At 60.4% G+C, this 18,127-nt stretch carries 18 protein-coding genes; 6 read left to right on the top strand and 12 right to left on the bottom strand.

Annotated elements, in window-relative coordinates:
* Positions 1-41: 41 nt before the first annotated feature.
* From B9Z52_RS11225 to B9Z52_RS11205, 5 genes are read right to left on the bottom strand one after another with little or no spacing between them, the layout of a single operon-like run.
* Positions 42-1,175, bottom strand: a complete 1,134-nt coding sequence (locus tag B9Z52_RS11225) for a class II histone deacetylase (RefSeq protein WP_108413943.1) — start codon at positions 1,173-1,175, stop codon at positions 42-44.
* Positions 1,172-2,671, bottom strand: coding sequence for a tripartite tricarboxylate transporter permease (locus B9Z52_RS11220; protein WP_108413942.1), 1,500 nt, complete (start codon positions 2,669-2,671; stop codon positions 1,172-1,174). Before B9Z52_RS11220 ends, B9Z52_RS11225 begins: the two co-directional genes overlap by 4 nt.
* Before the next feature lie 2 nt (positions 2,672-2,673).
* Positions 2,674-3,162 carry a tripartite tricarboxylate transporter TctB family protein gene (locus B9Z52_RS11215; protein ID WP_158270549.1) on the bottom strand — a complete coding sequence of 163 codons (489 nt, stop codon included), beginning with the start codon at positions 3,160-3,162 and terminating at the stop codon, positions 2,674-2,676.
* Positions 3,159-4,115 (bottom strand): tripartite tricarboxylate transporter substrate binding protein, encoded by a 957-nt coding sequence (locus B9Z52_RS11210; protein ID WP_108413940.1) that lies wholly within the window; start codon positions 4,113-4,115, stop codon positions 3,159-3,161. The genes B9Z52_RS11215 and B9Z52_RS11210 overlap by 4 nt, the downstream gene beginning before the upstream one ends.
* Before the next feature lie 37 nt (positions 4,116-4,152).
* On the bottom strand, positions 4,153-5,538 hold the full coding sequence (locus B9Z52_RS11205; RefSeq protein WP_108413939.1) for an aminotransferase class III-fold pyridoxal phosphate-dependent enzyme: 1,386 nt from the start codon (positions 5,536-5,538) through the stop codon (positions 4,153-4,155).
* A gap of 81 nt (positions 5,539-5,619) precedes the next feature.
* Here B9Z52_RS11205 and B9Z52_RS11200 point away from each other — a divergent pair, with 81 nt between their 5' ends.
* Complete coding sequence (locus B9Z52_RS11200) at positions 5,620-6,192, top strand: MarR family winged helix-turn-helix transcriptional regulator (RefSeq protein ID WP_158270548.1); 573 nt, start codon at positions 5,620-5,622, stop codon at positions 6,190-6,192.
* Here the strand turns inward: B9Z52_RS11200 and B9Z52_RS11195 are convergent.
* Both B9Z52_RS11195 and B9Z52_RS11190 read right to left on the bottom strand, forming a co-directional pair.
* Positions 6,189-7,793: a GMC family oxidoreductase gene (locus B9Z52_RS11195; protein WP_108414099.1), complete on the bottom strand. Its 1,605-nt coding sequence runs from the start codon at positions 7,791-7,793 to the stop codon at positions 6,189-6,191. The genes B9Z52_RS11200 and B9Z52_RS11195 overlap by 4 nt on opposite strands.
* A 12-nt stretch (positions 7,794-7,805) precedes the next feature.
* Positions 7,806-8,786 (bottom strand): tripartite tricarboxylate transporter substrate binding protein, encoded by a 981-nt coding sequence (locus B9Z52_RS11190; RefSeq protein ID WP_146182841.1) that lies wholly within the window; start codon positions 8,784-8,786, stop codon positions 7,806-7,808.
* Between the two features lie 131 nt (positions 8,787-8,917).
* Here B9Z52_RS11190 and B9Z52_RS11185 point away from each other — a divergent pair, with 131 nt between their 5' ends.
* Positions 8,918-9,856: a LysR family transcriptional regulator gene (locus B9Z52_RS11185; RefSeq protein WP_108413937.1), complete on the top strand. Its 939-nt coding sequence runs from the start codon at positions 8,918-8,920 to the stop codon at positions 9,854-9,856.
* A 10-nt stretch (positions 9,857-9,866) separates the two neighbouring features.
* Here the strand turns inward: B9Z52_RS11185 and B9Z52_RS11180 are convergent, their stop codons facing one another.
* Together B9Z52_RS11180 and rpsU are read right to left on the bottom strand one after the other, a co-directional pair.
* A complete protein-coding gene (locus tag B9Z52_RS11180; protein ID WP_108413936.1) occupies positions 9,867-10,313 on the bottom strand; it encodes a GatB/YqeY domain-containing protein in 447 nt (148 codons plus the stop codon).
* Positions 10,314-10,422: 109 nt separating this feature from the next.
* Positions 10,423-10,635 (bottom strand): 30S ribosomal protein S21, encoded by a 213-nt coding sequence (rpsU, locus tag B9Z52_RS11175; RefSeq protein ID WP_092756237.1) that lies wholly within the window; start codon positions 10,633-10,635, stop codon positions 10,423-10,425.
* Positions 10,636-10,923: 288 nt separating this feature from the next.
* On the opposite strand from rpsU, the gene B9Z52_RS11170 reads away from it, so the two are divergent.
* Together B9Z52_RS11170 and B9Z52_RS11165 are read left to right on the top strand one after the other, a co-directional pair.
* On the top strand, positions 10,924-13,164 hold the full coding sequence (locus B9Z52_RS11170) for a patatin-like phospholipase family protein (RefSeq protein WP_108413935.1): 2,241 nt from the start codon (positions 10,924-10,926) through the stop codon (positions 13,162-13,164).
* A 15-nt stretch (positions 13,165-13,179) separates the two neighbouring features.
* Positions 13,180-14,520: a mechanosensitive ion channel family protein gene (locus B9Z52_RS11165; RefSeq protein WP_108413934.1), complete on the top strand. Its 1,341-nt coding sequence runs from the start codon at positions 13,180-13,182 to the stop codon at positions 14,518-14,520.
* 10 nt (positions 14,521-14,530) lie between these two features.
* Here B9Z52_RS11165 and B9Z52_RS11160 read toward each other — a convergent pair whose 3' ends face one another.
* Positions 14,531-15,745 carry an NAD(P)/FAD-dependent oxidoreductase gene (locus B9Z52_RS11160; RefSeq protein ID WP_108413933.1) on the bottom strand — a complete coding sequence of 405 codons (1,215 nt, stop codon included), beginning with the start codon at positions 15,743-15,745 and terminating at the stop codon, positions 14,531-14,533.
* A gap of 78 nt (positions 15,746-15,823) precedes the next feature.
* Between B9Z52_RS11160 and B9Z52_RS11155 the strand changes: the two genes are divergently transcribed.
* Together B9Z52_RS11155 and B9Z52_RS11150 are read left to right on the top strand one after the other, a co-directional pair.
* A complete protein-coding gene (locus B9Z52_RS11155; RefSeq protein ID WP_108413932.1) occupies positions 15,824-16,069 on the top strand; it encodes a type II toxin-antitoxin system CcdA family antitoxin in 246 nt (81 codons plus the stop codon).
* Between the two features lie 13 nt (positions 16,070-16,082).
* Positions 16,083-16,412 (top strand): CcdB family protein, encoded by a 330-nt coding sequence (locus B9Z52_RS11150; protein ID WP_108414098.1) that lies wholly within the window; start codon positions 16,083-16,085, stop codon positions 16,410-16,412.
* A 2-nt stretch (positions 16,413-16,414) separates the two neighbouring features.
* On the opposite strand, the gene cobA is transcribed toward B9Z52_RS11150, so the two are convergent.
* Together cobA and ybiB are read right to left on the bottom strand one after the other, a co-directional pair.
* Positions 16,415-17,194 (bottom strand): uroporphyrinogen-III C-methyltransferase, encoded by a 780-nt coding sequence (gene cobA / locus B9Z52_RS11145; RefSeq protein WP_108413931.1) that lies wholly within the window; start codon positions 17,192-17,194, stop codon positions 16,415-16,417.
* Positions 17,191-18,093, bottom strand: coding sequence for a DNA-binding protein YbiB (ybiB, locus tag B9Z52_RS11140; RefSeq protein ID WP_108413930.1), 903 nt, complete (start codon positions 18,091-18,093; stop codon positions 17,191-17,193). The genes cobA and ybiB overlap by 4 nt, the downstream gene beginning before the upstream one ends.
* Positions 18,094-18,127: the final 34 nt, after the last annotated feature.

Genomic DNA, 18,127 nt, shown 5'->3' with positions numbered 1-18,127 from the left:
TCCCTCGGCCATGAGCCTGTCCCTGCGCTTGCCAGCAGGTTTCAGGCCCAGTGTTTCTGGCGGATGTCTTCAAAATAGCCCGCCAGTGACTGCACCAGACGGGCTTGTTCGATTTGCAGTTTCTGCGCGGGCATCTGGTCGTGTTGCCCGGTGAAGGGGCAGACCACCTCGGTTTGGATGCCGCTCATCTGTTCCAACACCGACATGCCCCAAAACGGCACCGACACGGGGCAATAACCGCCCTCGTGCGTCATGACCATGCGGCCCTGCGCGTGCTTTCGGGCCATGGACAGCACCGCATCGGTCATCCAGCGAAAGGCCACGCCGTCCAGCATCATGCGGCCCAGCGGGTCAAAGCGGCCGGCGTCGTAGCCGCAGGCCACGATGATCAGCTGGGGTTTGTAGGCGTCCAGTGCGGGCAATATCACTTTCTCGAAAGACTCGCGGTAAGCCCCAAAGCCACAACCCGGCGGCAGGGGGACGTTGATGTTGTAGCCCGCCCCCGCGCCTTGCCCCAGTTCGTCGGCCTCACCTTTGACAAAGAGGTAGCCCGCTTGTTGGTGCACCGAAATCGTCAGCACATCGCTGCGGTGTTCAAAGCATTTCTGGGTGCCGTTGCCAAAGTGCACATCCCAGTCCACGATGGCCACGCGCTCCAGCCCGTGCGCCTCAATGGCATGCGCTGCAGCCAGCGCGGCATTGGCGAACACGCAAAAGCCCATGCCCTGCGTGGGTTCGGCATGGTGGCCAGGCGGGCGCGTCAGGGCATAGGCTGTCTGGGCCTGGCCCATCATCACGGCATCGACGGCGCTCAGGGCGCAACCCGCAGAGCGTCTGGCCGCATCCCACCCGTTGGACGAGATCGGCGCGCCAATGCCGGTGTCGCCCCCTCCTTGCTGCGCAATGCTTTGCACTTTGCTCACGTATTCGGCGCTGTGCAGCCGGGTCAGTTCGTGCACCTGGGCATCGCGCGCAGGCATGACCTGCAGTTGCGACATCAGACCGCTCGTTTGCAGCAAGTTGTGCAGCCGCCGCTTGGGGTCGGCGTTTTCGATGTGGCGGTTGTAGGGCTCCACAAAGCCACCGGGCTTGAGCATCAGGGCGTAGTTGCCCGGGTCGTGCCAAAAGCACAATTCGTCGGTGATGTAGGCGGTGGTGTGTGCTTTGGCGTTCATGTGTTGGGCAGGCGTTTGGCAAACAAGCCCGACACCAGCGGCCACACCAGCAGCACCACCGTGGTGGCGACCAGAATGGCCGAAATCGGACGTTCGATGAAAGGCATGAATGAGCCATCGCTGCGGCCCAGGGTTTGGCGCAGTGTGGCTTCGAGGGTGTCGCCCATGACCATGCCCAAAATCAAGGGAATGGTCGGGATGTTGGCGCGTGCGCACACCAGGCCCAGCACGCCAAAGACGGCCGCGATGATCACGTAATACATGCTGTTGGCCGCTGAAAACGCACCGACAAAACACAGGGCCAAAATCGCCAGTCCCAAAATGCGTGGGTTCACGTAGGCCAAGCGCGCCAGGGGTTTGACGGTGATCACCAGCAAGCCCAGGATCACCACATTGATCACCAGCAAAGAGGCCAGGACGCCATTGATGATTTCAGGTCGGTCCATGAACAGCGATGGGCCGGGCACGATGCCATGCACCACGAACACGCCCATGATGATGGCGGTGATCGCATCGCCCGGAATGCCCAGGGTGAGCACGGTGATCATGGCCCCGCCGGAGTTGGAGTTGTTGGCGCATTCGGCCGCCACAATGCCCTCGGGGTTGCCTTGACCAAACGGTGTGCGGTCTTTGGCCCCGCGTTGTGCCCAGAAGTACGCCAGCGAGGTCGACAAGGCGGCCCCCACAGCCGGTAGCACGCCGATGGCAGAACCCAGAAACAAACCCTTGGCCATGGCTTTGGGGTATTTGAAGGGCTCCAGAAATCCGCGCCAGGACAAGCCCGCGTTCTGGATCAGCGAGGGATCAAACTGCGGCACCGGTGAGCTGACCATGACCAAAGCTTGCGCCATGCCAAACAAGCCCACGGCCACAGGCACCAGCGGAATGCCGCTGAGCACACCGTCGATGCCGAAGGTGTAGCGTTGTTCATTGGAGTTGGGGTCGATCCCCACGGTGGCCAAAAAGAAGCCCAAGCCCATCATCATCATGGCGCAGGCAAATTGCTTGCGGTAGGCTTTGCCCACACACACGGCCGCCAGCACAATGGCCATGACGCTTTCCGGTGCGCCAAACCGTGCTGCAAAACTGGCCATGGGCCTGGCCGCCAGCCCCAGCAGCAAAGCGCTGGCGATGCCGCCCACAAAGGCGGACATGAAGGCCAAAGACAGTGCGCGCTGTGCCTGGCCGTTTTTGGCCATGGGGTAACCATCGAACATGGTCATGATGGAGGATGCTTCGCCGGGGGTGCGTATCAGGATGGAGGTGACCGCACCCCCATAAAAAGCGCCGCAATACACCCCCAGCAAGAGCGAAATGCCTGCCAGCGGCGCCATGCCGTACGTGAAGGGCAGCAGCACCGCGATCGTCACGCCCGGCCCGACACCGGGCAAAACACCGACCACGATGCCCAAGGCGGCACCGATCAGCAAAGAAGCGGCAATGGACCAGGTGCCCAAAGAGGCAAAGCCTTGGCTCAGGCTGTCGAAAAATTCCATGTTCAGATCAACCAGCCATGGCCGAAGTAGACCTTCAGCACTTTTACAAAAATGACCCACATGGCCACGGAGAGCAGCACACTCAGGACCAGCGTGGCACGTCGGCTCAGGCCCAGCCAAGCCCCGCTGGCCATTAAAAATAGCCAGGTGCTCGACAAATAGCCCATCCAGGGCACCGCCAGCATGTAAAGCCCAAACAAGGCCAGCATGCCCAAGGCCTGGCGCATGCTGGCGCTGCTGGAGTCCAGCTCATCGGAGTCGGCCACCTCGATGGCGCTGCGCCGCTGGTACAACTCGATGCCACCCGCCAGACAGGCCAAGGCCAAGGTCACGCGCGGGAAAAAGGCGGCCGATTCAAACCAGGCCGCCTGCGCAGGAAAGGGGGTGATCAATTGGGGCGTGGCCAGCATGGCAGCCGCTGCAGCCAAGGCCAGCAGCAAAACCAGCCCCTTGTCCCATGACCATGTCCAGGGTGCAGTGGCGGTCTTCACTTTTTGGCAAAACCCAGTTCGGTCATCAGCTCGGCGATCCATTTGGTGTCATCGGCCACCCGTTTGTTCATTTGCTCGGCGCTCATGGGCAGGGCCGGTATGCCTGCTTTTTTGAACTGGTCTTGCACGGGTTTGTCTTTCAGGGCTTCCATCATCACAGCAGACAGTTTGTTGACGATGTCTTTGGGCACCCCAGCCGGTGCAGCCATGCCGCCCCAAGAGTAAATCTCGCCATAGCCTTCTTCGACGGGCGTGGCCACGTTGGGAAAGACCGGGTTGCGCGCAGGCCCCCAGGCCGAGAGGATCTTGATCTGACCGGCCTTGGCATACGAGACCGCACCTTCGGCGCCAGCGGTGGTCACATCGGCATCACCGGCCACCAGTTCCTTGGCGCTGGGGTTGGGAAAGGCGACCACTTTGTAGGCCCAGCCGTCTTTCTTGGCGATCTTGGCCGCGATCAAGGCCGGCACCGCAGCGGGGGCGTAGCTGCCGATGGTGACCGGCTTGCCCGATTGTTTGGCCCAGGCGGCAAATTCCTTGAGGTTGGTGGCCGGGATGTCGCCACGCGCAGCCAACACAAAGTCGTTGATCAGCATGCCGCCCACCGATTGGTAGTCGGCCATTTTGTAAGGGGTGTTGCCCGCAATGATTTGCGAGATGCCGGGGCCGGGCGTCCAGGTGCCGATGGTGTAACCGTCAGGTTTGGCGCGGGTCATCTCGGCAAAGCCCACCACACCGCCACCGCCGGGCTTGTTGATCACTTGCACCGGCACGCCCAAGCGCTTGCTCATGCCTTCGGCCAGCAAACGGGTCACCACGTCCATGTCGTTGCCCGGAGGGTAGGGGTAGATGATCTCGATGGGCTTGCTGGGCCATTTGTCTTGCGCGATGGCGGGCAGGGCGGCGGTAACGGCCCATGCGGCCAAAGCGATGAGGCGGATGCGGTGTGTCATGAAGGTCTCCTGTCGGTCTTGTGTGTGAATGAAATGATTAAACTTTTTCTGCAGTCTCGAAGGCAATGTGTAAAACCCTGAGCGCTTCGTCCACGTTCTCACGGGTGAAGACCAAGGGTGGCGACAGGATCAGCCGGTTGCCTTGCACGCGGATGATGGCTCCTGCTTCTCGGGCCGTGCCCACCAGCGTTTGGATGTAGGCCGAAGGCGGCACCATCATGGCTTTGCTGGCCTTGTCGGTCACCAGTTCAATGGCGGCCATCATGCCTTTGCCGCGCACTTCGCCCACATGGGCGTAGCGCATCAGCTCTTGCAGCTTGTCTTGCATATAGGCCCCCACGCGGCTGGCGTTGCCAGGCAGGTCTTCGCTGGCCACGATGTCCAGGTTCGCGTTGGCCGCAGCGCAGGCCAGCGCGTGTCCCGAGTAGGTGTAGCCGTGCATCAGCGCAGCGGGCACGCCGGGCTGGTTCCAGGCGCTGGCCACACGTTCATTGATGAGCGTGGCGCCCAGGGGCACATAGCCCGAATTGATGCCCTTGGCCATGGCCATGATGTCGGGGGCCACGCCCCAGGCACGGGTGCCGCACATGGCACCGATGCGGCCAAAGCCGGTCACGATCTCGTCGCTGATGAGCAAGATGCCATGCTGGTCCAGCAGTTGGCGCAGGCCCGGCCAGTAGCTGTCGTGCGGCACGATCACGCCGCCCGCGCCTTGCACCGGTTCTGCCACCAAGGCGGCGATGTTGTTCGGTCCGACTTGCTCTATCAGCTGGGCCAACTGCGCCAGGCACAGTTGGGCCAGCTGGGCCGGGTCGGTTTCGTTCCAGGGGTTGCGGTATGTGTAGGGTGTTTCGGCCAGGTGGCAGCCGGGCAGCAGGGGCTCGTAGGCGCTTCGGAACATCGGGTTGCCGTTGATGGACGCGCCGCCAAAATGCACCCCGTGGTAGCCCCATTTGAGCGAGATGAACTGGTGGCGCTCGGGTTGGCCATTGAGCTTCCAGTACTGGCGCGCCAGTTTGAGCGCAGTCTCCACCGCGTCCGAGCCGCCAGAAGAAAAGAACACCTTGTTCATCTTCTCCGGCGCAAACATGCGCATCAGCCGCGCCGACAGCTCGATGGCGGGCGGGTTGGAAGTGTTTTGAAAGGTGGAGTAATAAGCCAGCTTGTCCAGTTGCGCCTTGATGGCGTTGATGACCTCGGGCCGGTTGTGCCCGACGTTCACGTTCCACAAAGAGGCCACCGTGTCCAGGTAACGTTTGCCGTCGATGTCATAAACGTGAACGCCTTCGCCCCGGTCAATGATCAAGGGCGGCGCAGCTTGCACCGCCTTGGGGTCGATCATGGGGTGGTACATGTGCTGCGCGTTGGCGCTGCGGATGTCGATGGGGGAATGAATGGAAGATTCGAGGGGCGTTGTGCTCATGCATCCAAGCATAGGCAGCAAGCAGGTGATGGAAAAAATCCATTATCCTCAGGTCTTTCCCGTACACAGGCCGCACCCACCATGGGTTTTCCCAAAGCATCGCTGGCCGCGCAAAGCCAACTGCCCCAGTTTGAAAACCCGCAATCGATTTTCGATTTGCTCAATTTCCGCTTGTCCGAGCTTTTGGGCATCAGCGGTTCGCTGGTCACGCGCATCTGCGAAAACGAATACGGCATCACCCGCGAAGAGTGGCAGTTTGTGGCCATGCTGGCCGAGCTGAACGCCATGTCGCCCTCGGACCTGGCGGCACGCACCACCGTGGACCGTTCCCAAGCCTCCAAAACCCTCAGAGCCTTGATGAGCAAAGGGCTGGTCGAGCGCCAGGCGGTGCCGGGTGATGGTCGACGGGCCAGGGTCTTGCTCACGCCAGCGGGCCGCTTGCTGTTTGCCGAAATTTTTCCACGTGTGGTGCAAGTGCACCACGAGCTGTTGCACGACTTGGGGTCGGCCGAGCGGCAGGCTTTGGCGCACAGTTTGAGCGCCATGCAAGCACGGGCCTTGGCCGTGGCGCAAAGGCACAAGCCCGAAAGCGCGGCCGGGCGCAGGCAGGGGGGCAGCCGTGCCCGATGGAAGGCATCCCCGCCCGGTGCTTAAGCCCGCAAATCTTCGCGGATCAGGTCGGCGGCTTTTTCGGCCAGCATGATGATGGGCGCGTTGGTGTTGCCCGACACGATGCGCGGCATGACCGAGCCGTCCACCACCCTGAGGCCTTGTACACCGTGCACCCGCAGCCGCGCATCGACCACCGCCATGGGGTCGGTGGCGGGGCCCATGGCACAGGTGCCCACAGGGTGAAAAATGCTGCCTGCGCGGCGGCGTACCCAGTCCAGGATGTCGGCATCGCTTTGGGTGGGGGCTCCAGGCTCGTGCTCTTGAACGATGTAGCGTTGCAGCGGTGCCTGACTGGCGATCTCGCGCATCTTGCGCACCATCTGCACGGCCAGGCGTTGATCGCTTTCGGCGCTCAGGTAGCGGGCCTGGATGTCTGGCGGGCTGAAGGGGTCGGCGCTGCGAATCTGGATGCGCCCACGGCTTTCAGGGCGCAGGATGCAGGCCGACAGCGTGATGCCCGGAAAAGGATGCGGGGGCTGGTGTGGGCGGTCAAAACTGACCAGGCCAAAATGGATCTGCACATTGGGCCAGTCGGGCTTGGCCGTGCTGTCCAGCGATAAAAAAGCCCCGGCGCGGTACACCCCGGTGGCCAGCGGTCCTGTGCGGGTGAGCTGGTAACGCAGAAAGTCGCGGGCGCTGCGCCACCGGCTGTTGGCCACATCGTTGAGCGTCTCGACGCCTTGGCAGCGAAAAGACGGGCGCACCTGCAAATGATCTTGCAGGTTCTCGCCCACGCCCGGTAAATCGATGGCGCTTGCAATCTGGTGTCGTTTCAGCAGTTCGGCGGGACCGATGCCAGACAGTTGCAGCAGTTGGGGCGACTGGATGGCGCCTGCACACAGCACCACTTCATGCCGGGCATGCAGTTGATGGGTCTGGCCGTCACGGGTCCAGCTCACGCCTTGGGCCCGCTGGCCGTGCAGCAAGACCTGGGTCACTTGTGCACCGCTGATGACCTTCAAGTTTGGCCGGTGCATGGCCCGGCGCAAGTAGGCGCGCTCGGTGCTCATGCGCTGCCCATGGCGGGTGTTCATGCGAAAGTAAGCGGCGCCGGTGTTGTCACCGCCGTTGAAGTCTTCGATCGGCGCGATGCCGCACTGGCCAGCCGCAGCGATGAATGCATCGGACAGCGGGTCATGGGGCAAGTCGGACACCCACAAAGGCCCGTTTTGCCCATCCGTGGCTTGCACTTGCCGTGTGCCCATGGCCCTTCGGAAATACGGCAGCACATCGGCCCAAGCCCAGCCCGGGTTGCCCAAGGCTTGCCAACGGTCATAGTCCTGCTGGTGACCGCGCAAATACAGCATGCCGTTGATCAGGCTGGAGCCGCCCAGGCCTTTGCCTCGGGGCCAGGGCAGACGACGGTCGGCCATGGCCGCTTCGGGTTGGGTTTCAAACTGCCAATCGTGGGCCGGGTTGCCCACGGTTTTGAAGTAGCCGATCGGGATGTTCAGCCAGGGGTATTTGGACGGCGAGCCCGCTTCGATCAGCGTGACCTGCAAATTCGGGTCCTCGCTCAGGCGGGCGGCGAGGGTGCAGCCTGCTGAGCCTGCGCCGACGACGACGATGTCGGTTTCGGTCATGGTGGTAGGCATTCAATCGGCCTTGATTTGCGCTGCGCGCCCGATGCGTTGCCATTTTTCTGTTTCGGCAGCAATCACGCTGTCAAATTGGGCACCGCTCATGGGTTCGGGCTCCAAGGCCAGAGCACCGAGGCGTTCGCGCACATCGGATTGGTTCAGCGCTTTGTTCAGTTCGGTGTTCAGGCGATCGATCACTTCTTTGGGGGTGCCCGACTTGACCATCATCCCGTCAAAGGAGCGCAGCACGAAGTCGCCGAAACCTTGTTCAGCCATGGTCGGCACGTCTTTCAAGGCGGGCAGGCGTTTGGCCCCTGTGACGGCCATGGGTTTGAGTTTGCCGCCGTTGATTTGCGGGATGGCCGCAGAGGCTGTCAAAAACATGAAGTTGGTGCGGTCAGCGATCAGGTCGCCAATGGCCAGACCGAACTGGTTGTAGGGCACATGGGTGGTGACGGTGCCGGTTTGTTGCTTGAACAATTCGCCGGCCAAGTGTGCGGGGGTGCCGTTGCCGCCCGATGCAAAACTCAAGCTACCGGGCTTGGCCTTGGCCGTTTGCACAATGTCGGCGGGCCCCTTGAGGGCGCTGGTCACCGGGGTCACCAGCACGTTGTAGCTCCAGGCCATGTGGCCGACGGCTTCCAGATTTTTGAAGGGGATGCTTTGCGTTGGAAACAGCAGTGGGGCCACCAGCGAGGCCGAGGACAGCAGGTACAAGGTGTAACCATCGGCGGGCTGTCTCAACGCATCGGTCATGCCGATCGTGCCTGCAGCGCCGGGTTTGTTGTCCACCACGATGGGCTGGCCCAGGCTGGTGCCCATTTTTTCGGCGACGATGCGACCAGCCACATCGGCGGGCGTGCCTGCAGGCCAGGGCACCACCATGCGGATGGGCTTGCTCGGGTAGTTTTGCGCCAGTGCGCTCGTGCCCAGCACCAGCAGCAAGCTGGCGAGCAGGCCATGGGTCCAACGACGGGCAGTTGGGTGGGTGTGCATGGTGAAGTGTCTCCAGGTCAGTTTGTTTTGATCACGTCCCAAGCGGGCGTGATGGTCATTATTCAAAGCCTCAGAAGCCAGGACAAATGAAAAATTCAGGGCTATTCATACCGAAATGGATATGATCATTCATGACTTTGAATCTGCAAAGGGTCTTGACGCTCAAGCAACTGCGTTTGGTGAGTGTGTTGGGACGTGAACTCAACCTCAGCCGCTGCGCCGAGTTGTTGCACACCACTCAGCCTGCGGCCTCCCGGGCCTTGTCGCAACTGGAGGCGCAGCTGCAGCTGAGCTTGTTTCAGCGCACCACCAAGCGCATGGTCCCCACCTTGGCCGGACTGAGCCTGATTCAGCATGCCAACCGGATCCTGGCTGAAATCGATCTGGCTGAGGAAAATTTGCTGGGCCTTTCGACCGGTGTCCATGCCGAGATGCGCGTGGGGGTGCTGGCTTCTTTTTCGCCCGAGGTGCTGGCGCGTGCCATGGCGCGTTCGCGCGACATGTTGCCCGATGTGCTGTTGAGCACGCAAATGCAGCCACTGGAGGTGCTGTACGAACAATTGCTGGACGGGCGCATCGACCTGATGCTGGCACATGCCGAGTTGCGGGTGGACTTGAACCTGGTGGAGGTGACCACTCTGTACGAAGAGCACAGCACCATCCTGGCAGGTTCAGGCCACCGTCTGCACAAAAAGAAAAAACCCAGCTGGTCGGATTTGGCGCAAGAGGCCTGGGTGCTGCCACCGGCCAACACGCCTTTGCGGCCCAAAATTGACCGAATGCTGTCCGTGCACCGCACTGTCGATCGCGCAGTCAGGGGGCCTGATGTGCAAACGGATTCGTCTTTGCTGGCCCTCAGGCTGATCGGCCAGACCCCGATGCTGTGGGCCATTGCGCATCAGCAGGCCAAGCAGTTCGAGGCCACCTTGCAAGTGAAAGCCTTGGCGGCCCCGGCAGAGCTGCTCAGGGGCCCAATGTGTTGTTTTCGGTTGAGGCAGGAGAGGCTGAAAACGCAGCAAAGCGTTTTCATCGCTTGTCTCCAAGACAGTGCACTCAGCCTGAGGGGCTGAGTGTTGGGTCTCAGCCTGCCAAGGCAGCCTTCACGGCCGCAGACACTTGGCCCATGTCGGCCTTGCCTGCCAAGCGGGTTTTCACGGCACCCATGACCTTGCCCATATCGCCGGGGCCTTTGGCACCCAATTCCGTCACGATGGCCTGCACTGCAGCGCTGACCTCTTCGGCCGACATGCGTGCGGGCAGGTAAGCCAGCAACACCGCCATCTCGGCTTTTTCCTTGTCGGCCAAATCCTGGCGCGCGGCCTGTTCGAAAGCGGCAATGGAATCCTTGCGCTGCTTGATCAACTTGTCCACGATGGCCACCACGGCCACGTCGTCGAGCTCCACACGTTCGTCCACCTCTTTTTGCTTCATCGCAGCCAGCAGCAAGCGGATGGTGCCCAGGCGTTCGCTGTCCTTGGCGCGCATCGCGGTTTTCATGTCTTCGGTGATCTTTTCTTTCAGGCTCATGTGAGGCTCCTGGGGTGGTCAAAAGGGGGGAGGCATAAACGACAAAGCCCGCTTGAGCGTCCTCCAGCGGGCTTGTTTGTAGACCCTTACGGGTCAACAAAAGAAGTGCTCAGTACAGCTTCTTGGGCAGCTGCATGCTGCGCACGCGCTTGTAGTGACGCTTCACAGCGGCCGACTTTTTGCGCTTGCGCTCAGTCGTTGGTTTTTCGTAAAACTCGCGGGCACGCAGGTCTGTCAGCAGGCCGAGTTTTTCGATGGTGCGCTTGAAGCGACGCAGTGCGACGTCAAACGGCTCGTTTTCTTTCACGCGGATGGTGGTCATTGAATCAAATTTCCAAAATGTGTGCCGGTCGCTGTTGCAAGGAAGATCGCGCCTTGTCACCCGATACCAGCGGTTCCCCGTCACGAACTAGTATTTGGCAGACGGGGGTTTGCCAGCAAAGCCTCGGATTATAGCGCTACGCAAAGGACGCTTCCCCCACTTTGGTCAGCTTCGCATCCAGCTTGTTACGAAAGAATGCAATTTACCTCTCGCGTACACAGGTGCAATTTGGAAAAATTAATAAAATGAATTAAAAATAATCAATTTATTTGTGACCAAGCACTCCCTATGTTCTTTCAAAAGCTGATTTTGGCCCTGTCCTTGGGCTTGATATCCTGTCTTGCCCACGGCCAAGCGACGCAGGCCGCCAAGCCACCCTCGGTGGTTGTGGTCTTGGCCGGTGGTGGTGCCAAGGGCTTTGCCCATCTGGCCGTGTTGCGCAAACTGGAGCAAGACCGCATCCCCATTGCGCGCATTGTGGGCACCAGCATGGGCGCGGTCATCGGGGGGCTGTACGCCAGTGGCCTGTCCACCGATGAAATCGAGCGCGTGGTCGGCGGGCTGGATCCTTCGAAAGTGGCACTCGATCAGCTCAACCGCCTGGAGTTGCCTTCGCGAACGCGCGCCTACCAGCAAAAATACCCGGTGGACTTGGAGTTCGGCATCAAGAACGGTGTGCCCAGTTTTGCGCGGGGCGTCAGCGACGGACAGCGGTTTTTGGCGCTCTTGCAAAATTTGACGGCGCATGTCCCGCCGCAGGTCAATTTCAATGATTTGAAAATCCCATTCAGGGCCGTGGCGACCCGTTACCGCGATGGCGAGATGAAAGTTTTTGACCACGGGGCGCTGCACTTGGCCATCCGAGCCAGCATGGCGGCACCTGCGGTTTTCGCGCCCGTCGAGATCGACGATGAAACCTATGTGGATGGTGGTCTGGTGGCCAACTTGCCGATCGAGGTGGCTTTGCAAGAGGGCGCAGATGTCATCGTGGCCTCTTTTTTGGCGGGTGGAACCGAAGACGGGAAAACTGCGCAAGCCAACCATGCCCTGGCGGTGGCCAACCGCATGGTGGACATCCTGATCCGTCAAAACGAGAAACGCAACTTGGCTTTGTTGCGGCCGCAGGACATTTTGGTCAAACCGCAGTTGTCAGACGTTGGTTTTGCCGACTTCAACCGCGCTGCGGAAATTGCGCAGCGTGGGCAAGCTGCCGTTGCCAGTGTGGCGGATCGTTGGGCCGTCTTGCAAGCGGCCACAACGCAAGCCCAAGGCTCTGCTGGATCGAACCGCTTGTCATTTGATCAACGCGAAAAACACATCGTGGCGATCGAGGCGCAGGGGCAAAAAGATGTGTCTGCCAGCTACATCCAATCGGTCATGGCGCCCTTGGTGAATCAAGAGTTCACCCCAGCCGAAACAGAACGCTACATCGATGAGCTGTACACCAGTGGCTTTTTTGATCTGGTCAGCTACAGCTTGCAGCAACAACAGGGCCATCAATACAAATTGATCGTCCATGTGCGCGAAAAACCCTACAGCCCGCATTTCCTCAAAACAACTTTGGGCTTTTCCTCCGAGGTGGGCGGCATGACCCAATTCACCACAGGGTTTGGCTACCGTCGTCCATGGCTGACACCTGAGGGTCTGGAGTTTTCGCTTGATGCCCGGTTGGGGACGCAGTCTGAATTGGCCGCCCGTTTGTACCAGCCCCTGAACGGGCGATGGAGTGCAGAAACCGGCGTTTCCTGGGAGCGGAACAATTTGCCGCTGTACCGCTCATCGTATTACGAGGATGACCACAGCAACATCAAACTGGCTTATTACAGCCAGACCACGCAAAGCTGGGATGCCAAGCTGGTCTACGACTTTGAGCGCAAGGCGAATTTCAAGTTTGGCTTGACGTCCAGCAGCATTCGGCGGGAGTTGGACACCACCACCGAGTTGGCGGCCACGACCGGCAGCACGGACACCTTGCACTACAACGGTTTGAAGGCGCAGTTGCAGATCGACCAGCTGGACTCATTGACCTTCCCCACTCGGGGCTATTTTCTGAACACCAGCTTTGAAAAAGGCATTTCGGGTGCGGGCTATTCGGGCGCGCGTTTGAGCGCGAAGTGGGCCAGTTCCTTGGGGCCGCACATTTTCAATGTCGGACTCAACTTGGCGCAAGACCGTGTGAGCTTGGATTGCGACACTTGCAGGGCACCCAGCCAGTTGTACTTGGGCGGTTTCCAATCGATGGGGGCATACCGAATGGGGCAATTGGTGGGTGATCAATTGGCGCATGTGCAAGGCACCTACATGTACCGCATGACCGATGGCGGTTTGTTCAACCAGAGAACTTACGTGGGCACGGTGCTTGAAACCGGGGATGCGTGGTCTTCAGGGACGGCCATGAAAAAGTTGTACAGCGGTACCTTGTTTGTGGCGGTGGACAGCAAGATCGGTGACATCTACCTGGGCACGGCCAGAGGCACGGGCGGCGTTTACAACGTCTTTGTGCAATTGGGTCGGCGTTTCAGTTACTGAGGCAGGAGTTGACGCATGAGCATGAACTTTATGCGCATTGACGAGGTCGTCATGAGTGGAGATGGTTTCTACCAATCCATGGCCTACCACGCCTACTTGTCGCTGAAGCCCGGACCCTTCGCTTTTCAATGTGCCCTGTGTTTGCTGAGCATTGCATTGGGTTACGCGATGCGTTGGGCGCTCATGAAGCGCTTGCCCGCGCAAGGCCCTTGGATGAGGCTTTTGCACGCTGGCGTGCAGACGATGGGGCCAGCCCTGGTGGCGGTTCTGTGCATGGCCGCCTGCTTTGGATTGGGGCGAGTGCTGGGGCTGATCCCCTATGAGTTGATGGTGCTGGGCAAGGTGCTGTCTTTGACTTTGTGGGTGCTGACCGTGCGCGCTGCGGGCTGGTTTTTCCGGCACGTCTTGCACCCGCACGAGGTCTTGCGGATTTTTCTGTTCCTGATGGAGTGGTCGGTCGTTCTCGTTTCGGTGTTGACGTTTTTTGGCCTGTTTGAGCCGCTGATCGAAGAGGTCAATGCGATCGAATTTGCCATTGGCGCGCAAGTTTTCAAGGGCGCCAATATCGTCAAGGGCTTGCTCATGGGGGTGGTGGCCTTGACGGTGGCCGGACAAATTGCCGACCTTGTCGGGCAACTGCTCAGCCGCTATGCGCATCGCGAAACGATCCAGTCCAACGATGCCTTGATCCTGACCCGCTTGTTCAGCATGGGCATTTTTGCTTTCACGCTGGTGGGTGTGTTGGTCAGCTCAGGGGTCGACTTGACAACACTGGCCGCTTTTGCCGGGGCCATGGGCATTGGCCTGGGTTTTGGCTTGCAGGAGTTTGTGGTCAATTTTGTGAGCGGCCTGTATGTCTTGCTGGAACGCGCATTGAAAGTGGGTGACCATGTGACCATCAATCAAATCACCGGACGCGTGGTGCAACTGAGCAGCCGGGCCGTGGTGGTGCGGGACTCGGTGGGCACCGAAAGCCTGATCCCCAACAGCAGCGTGATCAAAGGCGTATTGCAAAACCACACTTTGAGCAACGACGATTTTCGTGTCTCGTTCCCTTTGAGAATCGCCGACATGGCCGACTACCCCCGAGCGCGAACTTTGATTTTGGCGTCGCTTCAGACATTTCCTCGGGTGCTGATCACCCCCTCTGCCAATGTGTTGATCAGTTCGATTTCCGCCAGCGAAGTTTTGCTGGAAATCAGCTTCTGGATCAACGACTTGCAAAACGGTCAGAAGGGCTTGGTGTCCGACTTGTTGTTTGACATTGGCATGCGTTTTCGCAAAGAGGGTGTACCACTGGCTGCAGAAGACGCAGAGCACGTCAAGCCAGCGCCGGGTAAGCCGTTCATGGCTTGAAGGCGTGGGCTCAGTGGTGGGTGTTCAAGGCTTGCGCGCAGGCGTGTGCGCTGGCCCAGGCCCATTGGAAGTTGTAGCCGCCCAGCCAGCCGCTCACGTCCATCACTTCGCCAATGAAATACAGCCCGGGCTGTTTGGATTCCATGGTCTGTGAAGAGACATCGCGGGTGTCCACCCCGCCCAGGGTGACCTCGGCTTTTTTGTAGCCCTCGCTGCCCGTGGGCGTCAAACCCCAGCTGGACAGCGCCTCGGCCAATTTGTTCAGCGCCTTGTCGGGGACTTCAGAACATGGGCGTTGCAAAGCTGCGTCCTGGCTGACCCAGGCCTCGGCCAGGCGGCTGGGCACCAGGCTGGCCAGTTCATTGCCCAGAAGTTTTTTGGAGCGCAGCTTGGCTTCTTGCAATCGCTCTGGCAAGTTCAACTCCGGGGCCAGGTTCAGGCGGATCGGTGTGCCGTCTTGCCAGTAGCTTGAAATTTGCAGCACCGCCGGACCCGACAGGCCACGGTGGGTGAACAGCAAATCCTCGTCAAAATGCATGCGGTTTTTCTTCTCGCCGGTTTCAATGCCCACTGGCAAGGCCAGCCCCGCCAGTTGGGCATAAGGCGCCCAAGTGCTGCCGTCAAAGGTCAGAGGCACGAGACCCGGGCGGCGCTCGACCAAGCGCAGACCAAACTGCGTGGCCACCTCGTAGCCCCATCCGGTGGCCCCGATCTTGGGAATGGACAGCCCGCCAGTGGCCACCACCAGTGAACCCGTCTGGAGCAAGCCTTGGGGCGTGTCGAGTTCATAACCCCCACCCTCCAGGGGGCGCACGGTTTTCACGTTGCAGCCTGCGCGCAGTGTCACGCCACCGGCATCGCACTCGGCCAGCAGCATGCCGATGATGTCATCGGCCGAGTGGTCGCAAAACAGCTGACCCTTGTGCTTTTCATGGAAGGCGATGCCGTGCTTTTGCACCAGATCGATGAAATCCTGTGGCGTGTAGCGCGACAGGGCCGAGCGGCAGAAATGCGGGTTTTGGCTGATGAAGTGTTTTTGCGGTGCCGATGCGTCGAGCAGCCGGTTGGTGAAGTTGCAGCGCCCGCCACCCGAGATGCGCACCTTTTCAGCGACCTTGTCGCTGTGGTCGATCACCAGCACCTTCAGGCCGCGCTGACCGGCCACACCGGCACAAAACAAGCCGGCAGCCCCGGCACCCACGATCACAGCATCCCATTTGTTCATGCTGGAGAGTGTAGCTGGCTTGCAAAATAGTCATGCGCATGCAATGCGCATAAAATATGCCCAAAGGGGGTGCGTGCCATGTCAACTTTCGAATCCATCGCCAAAAAACCGGTCAACCTCTCGCTCAGCGAAGCGCTGGTGAAAGAGTCCCGCGCTTATTGCGGCAACCTCTCGGCCAAGGTCGAAGAAATGCTGCAGGCGTATGTGGTCTCTGAACGTCAGTCGCGCCAGCAACACCGTGAACAGGCGCAGCGGACCGTGGCCGACTGGAATGCCTTGCACGATGTGGCGGGCTCTTACGCCGACGACCATTCCACGCTTTGAAGTGGATGGTGTGATGCCCCAATACGACGTTCATCTGAACCCTGGCCTCATGCGGGCCACCGTGCCCATGGTGGTGTTGGTGCAGTCTTCGCTGTTTGATGGTTATCGCCGCCGGGTCGTGGTGCCACTCGTGCTGCGCTCGGCCTTGCCGGCCGGGGCCAAAGTGGCTGGCACGCGCATGAACCCGGTGTTCAAAATCAAGGGGCAAACGCTGGTCTTGCACCCGCTGGACACAGTGTCTGTGCGCAACGACCAGTTGGGCCCGTGTGTGGGCAATCTGGCCGATCAGGGGCAGGTGATCGCCGATGCCCTCGATGAGCTGCTCACGCGCAGCTGGGGCTGAAATCAGGCCACTTTTTGTGGGACGTTTGGCTGTCCAGCCCACGCCCGCGCCCCTTGCACCACATCGCCCACCACGATGATGCTGGGACTTTGCAAGCCTTCGTGTTGAACGGTGGCCACCAGTTCACCCAGTGTGGTCAGTGCCTGGCGCTGTGTGGGCAAGCTGGCATGCTGCACCACGGCCACAGGGGTCTGCGCAGGCAGGCCTTTCAGCAAGCCTTGGCTGATGTGGTCTAGGCTGCTCACGCCCATGTAGATCACGAGCGTCAGCTTGGCCTGGTGGGCCGTGATGGCCAACTGCACCCAGTCGGTGCCGCTGTCGCCGGGTTTGGCATGGCCCGTCACAAACACCACGCCATGCGCGTGTTCCCGGTGGGTCAGCGGTGCGCCCAAGCTGCTCATGCCGGCCAGGCCTGAAGTGATGCCATTGACCACCTCCACATCGATGCCCGCAGCGCGCAAATGCGCCACCTCTTCGCCGCCCCGGCCAAAGATGAACGGGTCGCCGCCCTTGAGGCGCACCACATGCTCGCCTTCCTGCACGGCCGTGATCATCAGCTTGTCGATGAAGGTCTGCGGCGTGCTCTTGCAGCCGCCGCGCTTGCCCACATGCACAATGCGGGCGGTGGGCGAGGCGTGTTCGAGCACGGCGTCGTTGACCAGATCGTCCACCAGGACGAGCGTGGCGCTGGCAATGGCTTTGACGGCTTTGAGGGTCAGCAGCTCCGGATCGCCCGGGCCTGCACCGACCAAGGTGCAGCGGCCGTGAAGGGGTGTGTTCATGCTTTCATCTCATGGAGGATGTGTTGAACTTGCCGCGCAATCGGCGCAGGCACCGGCAGCAGGTTTTGCAAAACGTGTTCGATGTAGACCGCTGTGGCTGCAGCTTCAATGCTGGGCAGCTCGGGCATTTTGGCAAGCGAGCCTTCTTGCTGTTCCTGCACGCGCAGGGTTTGGCCTTGTTTGAAAACATCCATGGCGGGTGTGCGCCGTGCATCGGCCACAGGCTCACCTTCGGTGCCGCGCAGCAGCAGGGCGTGTTGACCAGTCAATGCGAAGGTGTTCGACATGGACTGCAGGTATTCGGGGTGGGTGTAGCTGCCCACCACCAGCGCATTTTCTGAATCACTGGGATTCATGAGTTTGACCAGGCTGTGGCCAGGGTTGCGCAGGCCAACCACGCGGCGCACAGCCAGCAGTCGCTCCAGCCCGGCGTTCAGTACACCGGTGGGCGCGAACACCACTTCACCTGTGTGCACTTGGGCTGAGGGACCACATGCGCCAATGCCCAACTCGGCCAGCACTGCTTGGCTGCTCACGCGTTTGTCTTCGGTGGTGCTGCCGTGCACCACCACGGCCATGCCTTCGCGCGCCAGCAACAGGGCCAATAAGGGCGTGAGCACCGGCAGCTTGCGTGCCCCGTTGTAGCTGGGCAGCACCACGGTGGGTGCTTGTCCCGTATGAACTTTGTTCAACCGAGCGTGCGTGGCGTCCAGAAAACCGGCCATCTCTTCGGGCGTTTCGCCCTTGATGCGCATGGCGATGCAAAAAGCGCCCAACTCCAGGTCACTCACCTGTTGGTCAAGGATTTGACCCATCAGGTCGGCGGCTTGCTCGCGACCGAGTGCGCGTGCGCCGTCTTTGCCGCGTCCGATGTCCTTGATGTAGTGGCTGATACCCATGAGATGAATTGTGAAGGAAGTCAGATAACTGTTG

This window comes from Limnohabitans sp. Jir72 (assembly GCF_003063575.1).
In the GTDB taxonomy this organism is placed as follows: domain Bacteria; phylum Pseudomonadota; class Gammaproteobacteria; order Burkholderiales; family Burkholderiaceae_C; genus Limnohabitans_A.
The sequence above is the reverse complement of the archived record's forward strand: the minus strand, read 5'-3'. Positions and strand labels throughout refer to the sequence as shown.

Coding starts and splice junctions, on each gene's coding strand:
- B9Z52_RS11210 (WP_108413940.1), bottom strand. CDS start 4,115: ATGACACACCGCATCCGCCTCATCGCTTTGGCCGCATGGGCCGTTACC.
- rpsU (WP_092756237.1), bottom strand. CDS start 10,635: ATGACCACCATCCGCGTGAAAGAAAACGAGCCGTTTGACGTCGCACTG.
- B9Z52_RS11155 (WP_108413932.1), top strand. CDS start 15,824: ATGTCAACTTTCGAATCCATCGCCAAAAAACCGGTCAACCTCTCGCTC.
- B9Z52_RS11170 (WP_108413935.1), top strand. CDS start 10,924: ATGTTCTTTCAAAAGCTGATTTTGGCCCTGTCCTTGGGCTTGATATCC.
- B9Z52_RS11225 (WP_108413943.1), bottom strand. CDS start 1,175: ATGAACGCCAAAGCACACACCACCGCCTACATCACCGACGAATTGTGC.
- B9Z52_RS11150 (WP_108414098.1), top strand. CDS start 16,083: ATGCCCCAATACGACGTTCATCTGAACCCTGGCCTCATGCGGGCCACC.
- B9Z52_RS11195 (WP_108414099.1), bottom strand. CDS start 7,793: ATGACCGAAACCGACATCGTCGTCGTCGGCGCAGGCTCAGCAGGCTGC.
- B9Z52_RS11190 (WP_146182841.1), bottom strand. CDS start 8,786: ATGCACACCCACCCAACTGCCCGTCGTTGGACCCATGGCCTGCTCGCC.
- B9Z52_RS11165 (WP_108413934.1), top strand. CDS start 13,180: ATGAGCATGAACTTTATGCGCATTGACGAGGTCGTCATGAGTGGAGAT.
- B9Z52_RS11220 (WP_108413942.1), bottom strand. CDS start 2,671: ATGGAATTTTTCGACAGCCTGAGCCAAGGCTTTGCCTCTTTGGGCACC.
- B9Z52_RS11205 (WP_108413939.1), bottom strand. CDS start 5,538: ATGAGCACAACGCCCCTCGAATCTTCCATTCATTCCCCCATCGACATC.
- ybiB (WP_108413930.1), bottom strand. CDS start 18,093: ATGGGTATCAGCCACTACATCAAGGACATCGGACGCGGCAAAGACGGC.
- B9Z52_RS11180 (WP_108413936.1), bottom strand. CDS start 10,313: ATGAGCCTGAAAGAAAAGATCACCGAAGACATGAAAACCGCGATGCGC.
- B9Z52_RS11160 (WP_108413933.1), bottom strand. CDS start 15,745: ATGAACAAATGGGATGCTGTGATCGTGGGTGCCGGGGCTGCCGGCTTG.
- cobA (WP_108413931.1), bottom strand. CDS start 17,194: ATGAACACACCCCTTCACGGCCGCTGCACCTTGGTCGGTGCAGGCCCG.
- B9Z52_RS11185 (WP_108413937.1), top strand. CDS start 8,918: ATGACTTTGAATCTGCAAAGGGTCTTGACGCTCAAGCAACTGCGTTTG.
- B9Z52_RS11200 (WP_158270548.1), top strand. CDS start 5,620: ATGGGTTTTCCCAAAGCATCGCTGGCCGCGCAAAGCCAACTGCCCCAG.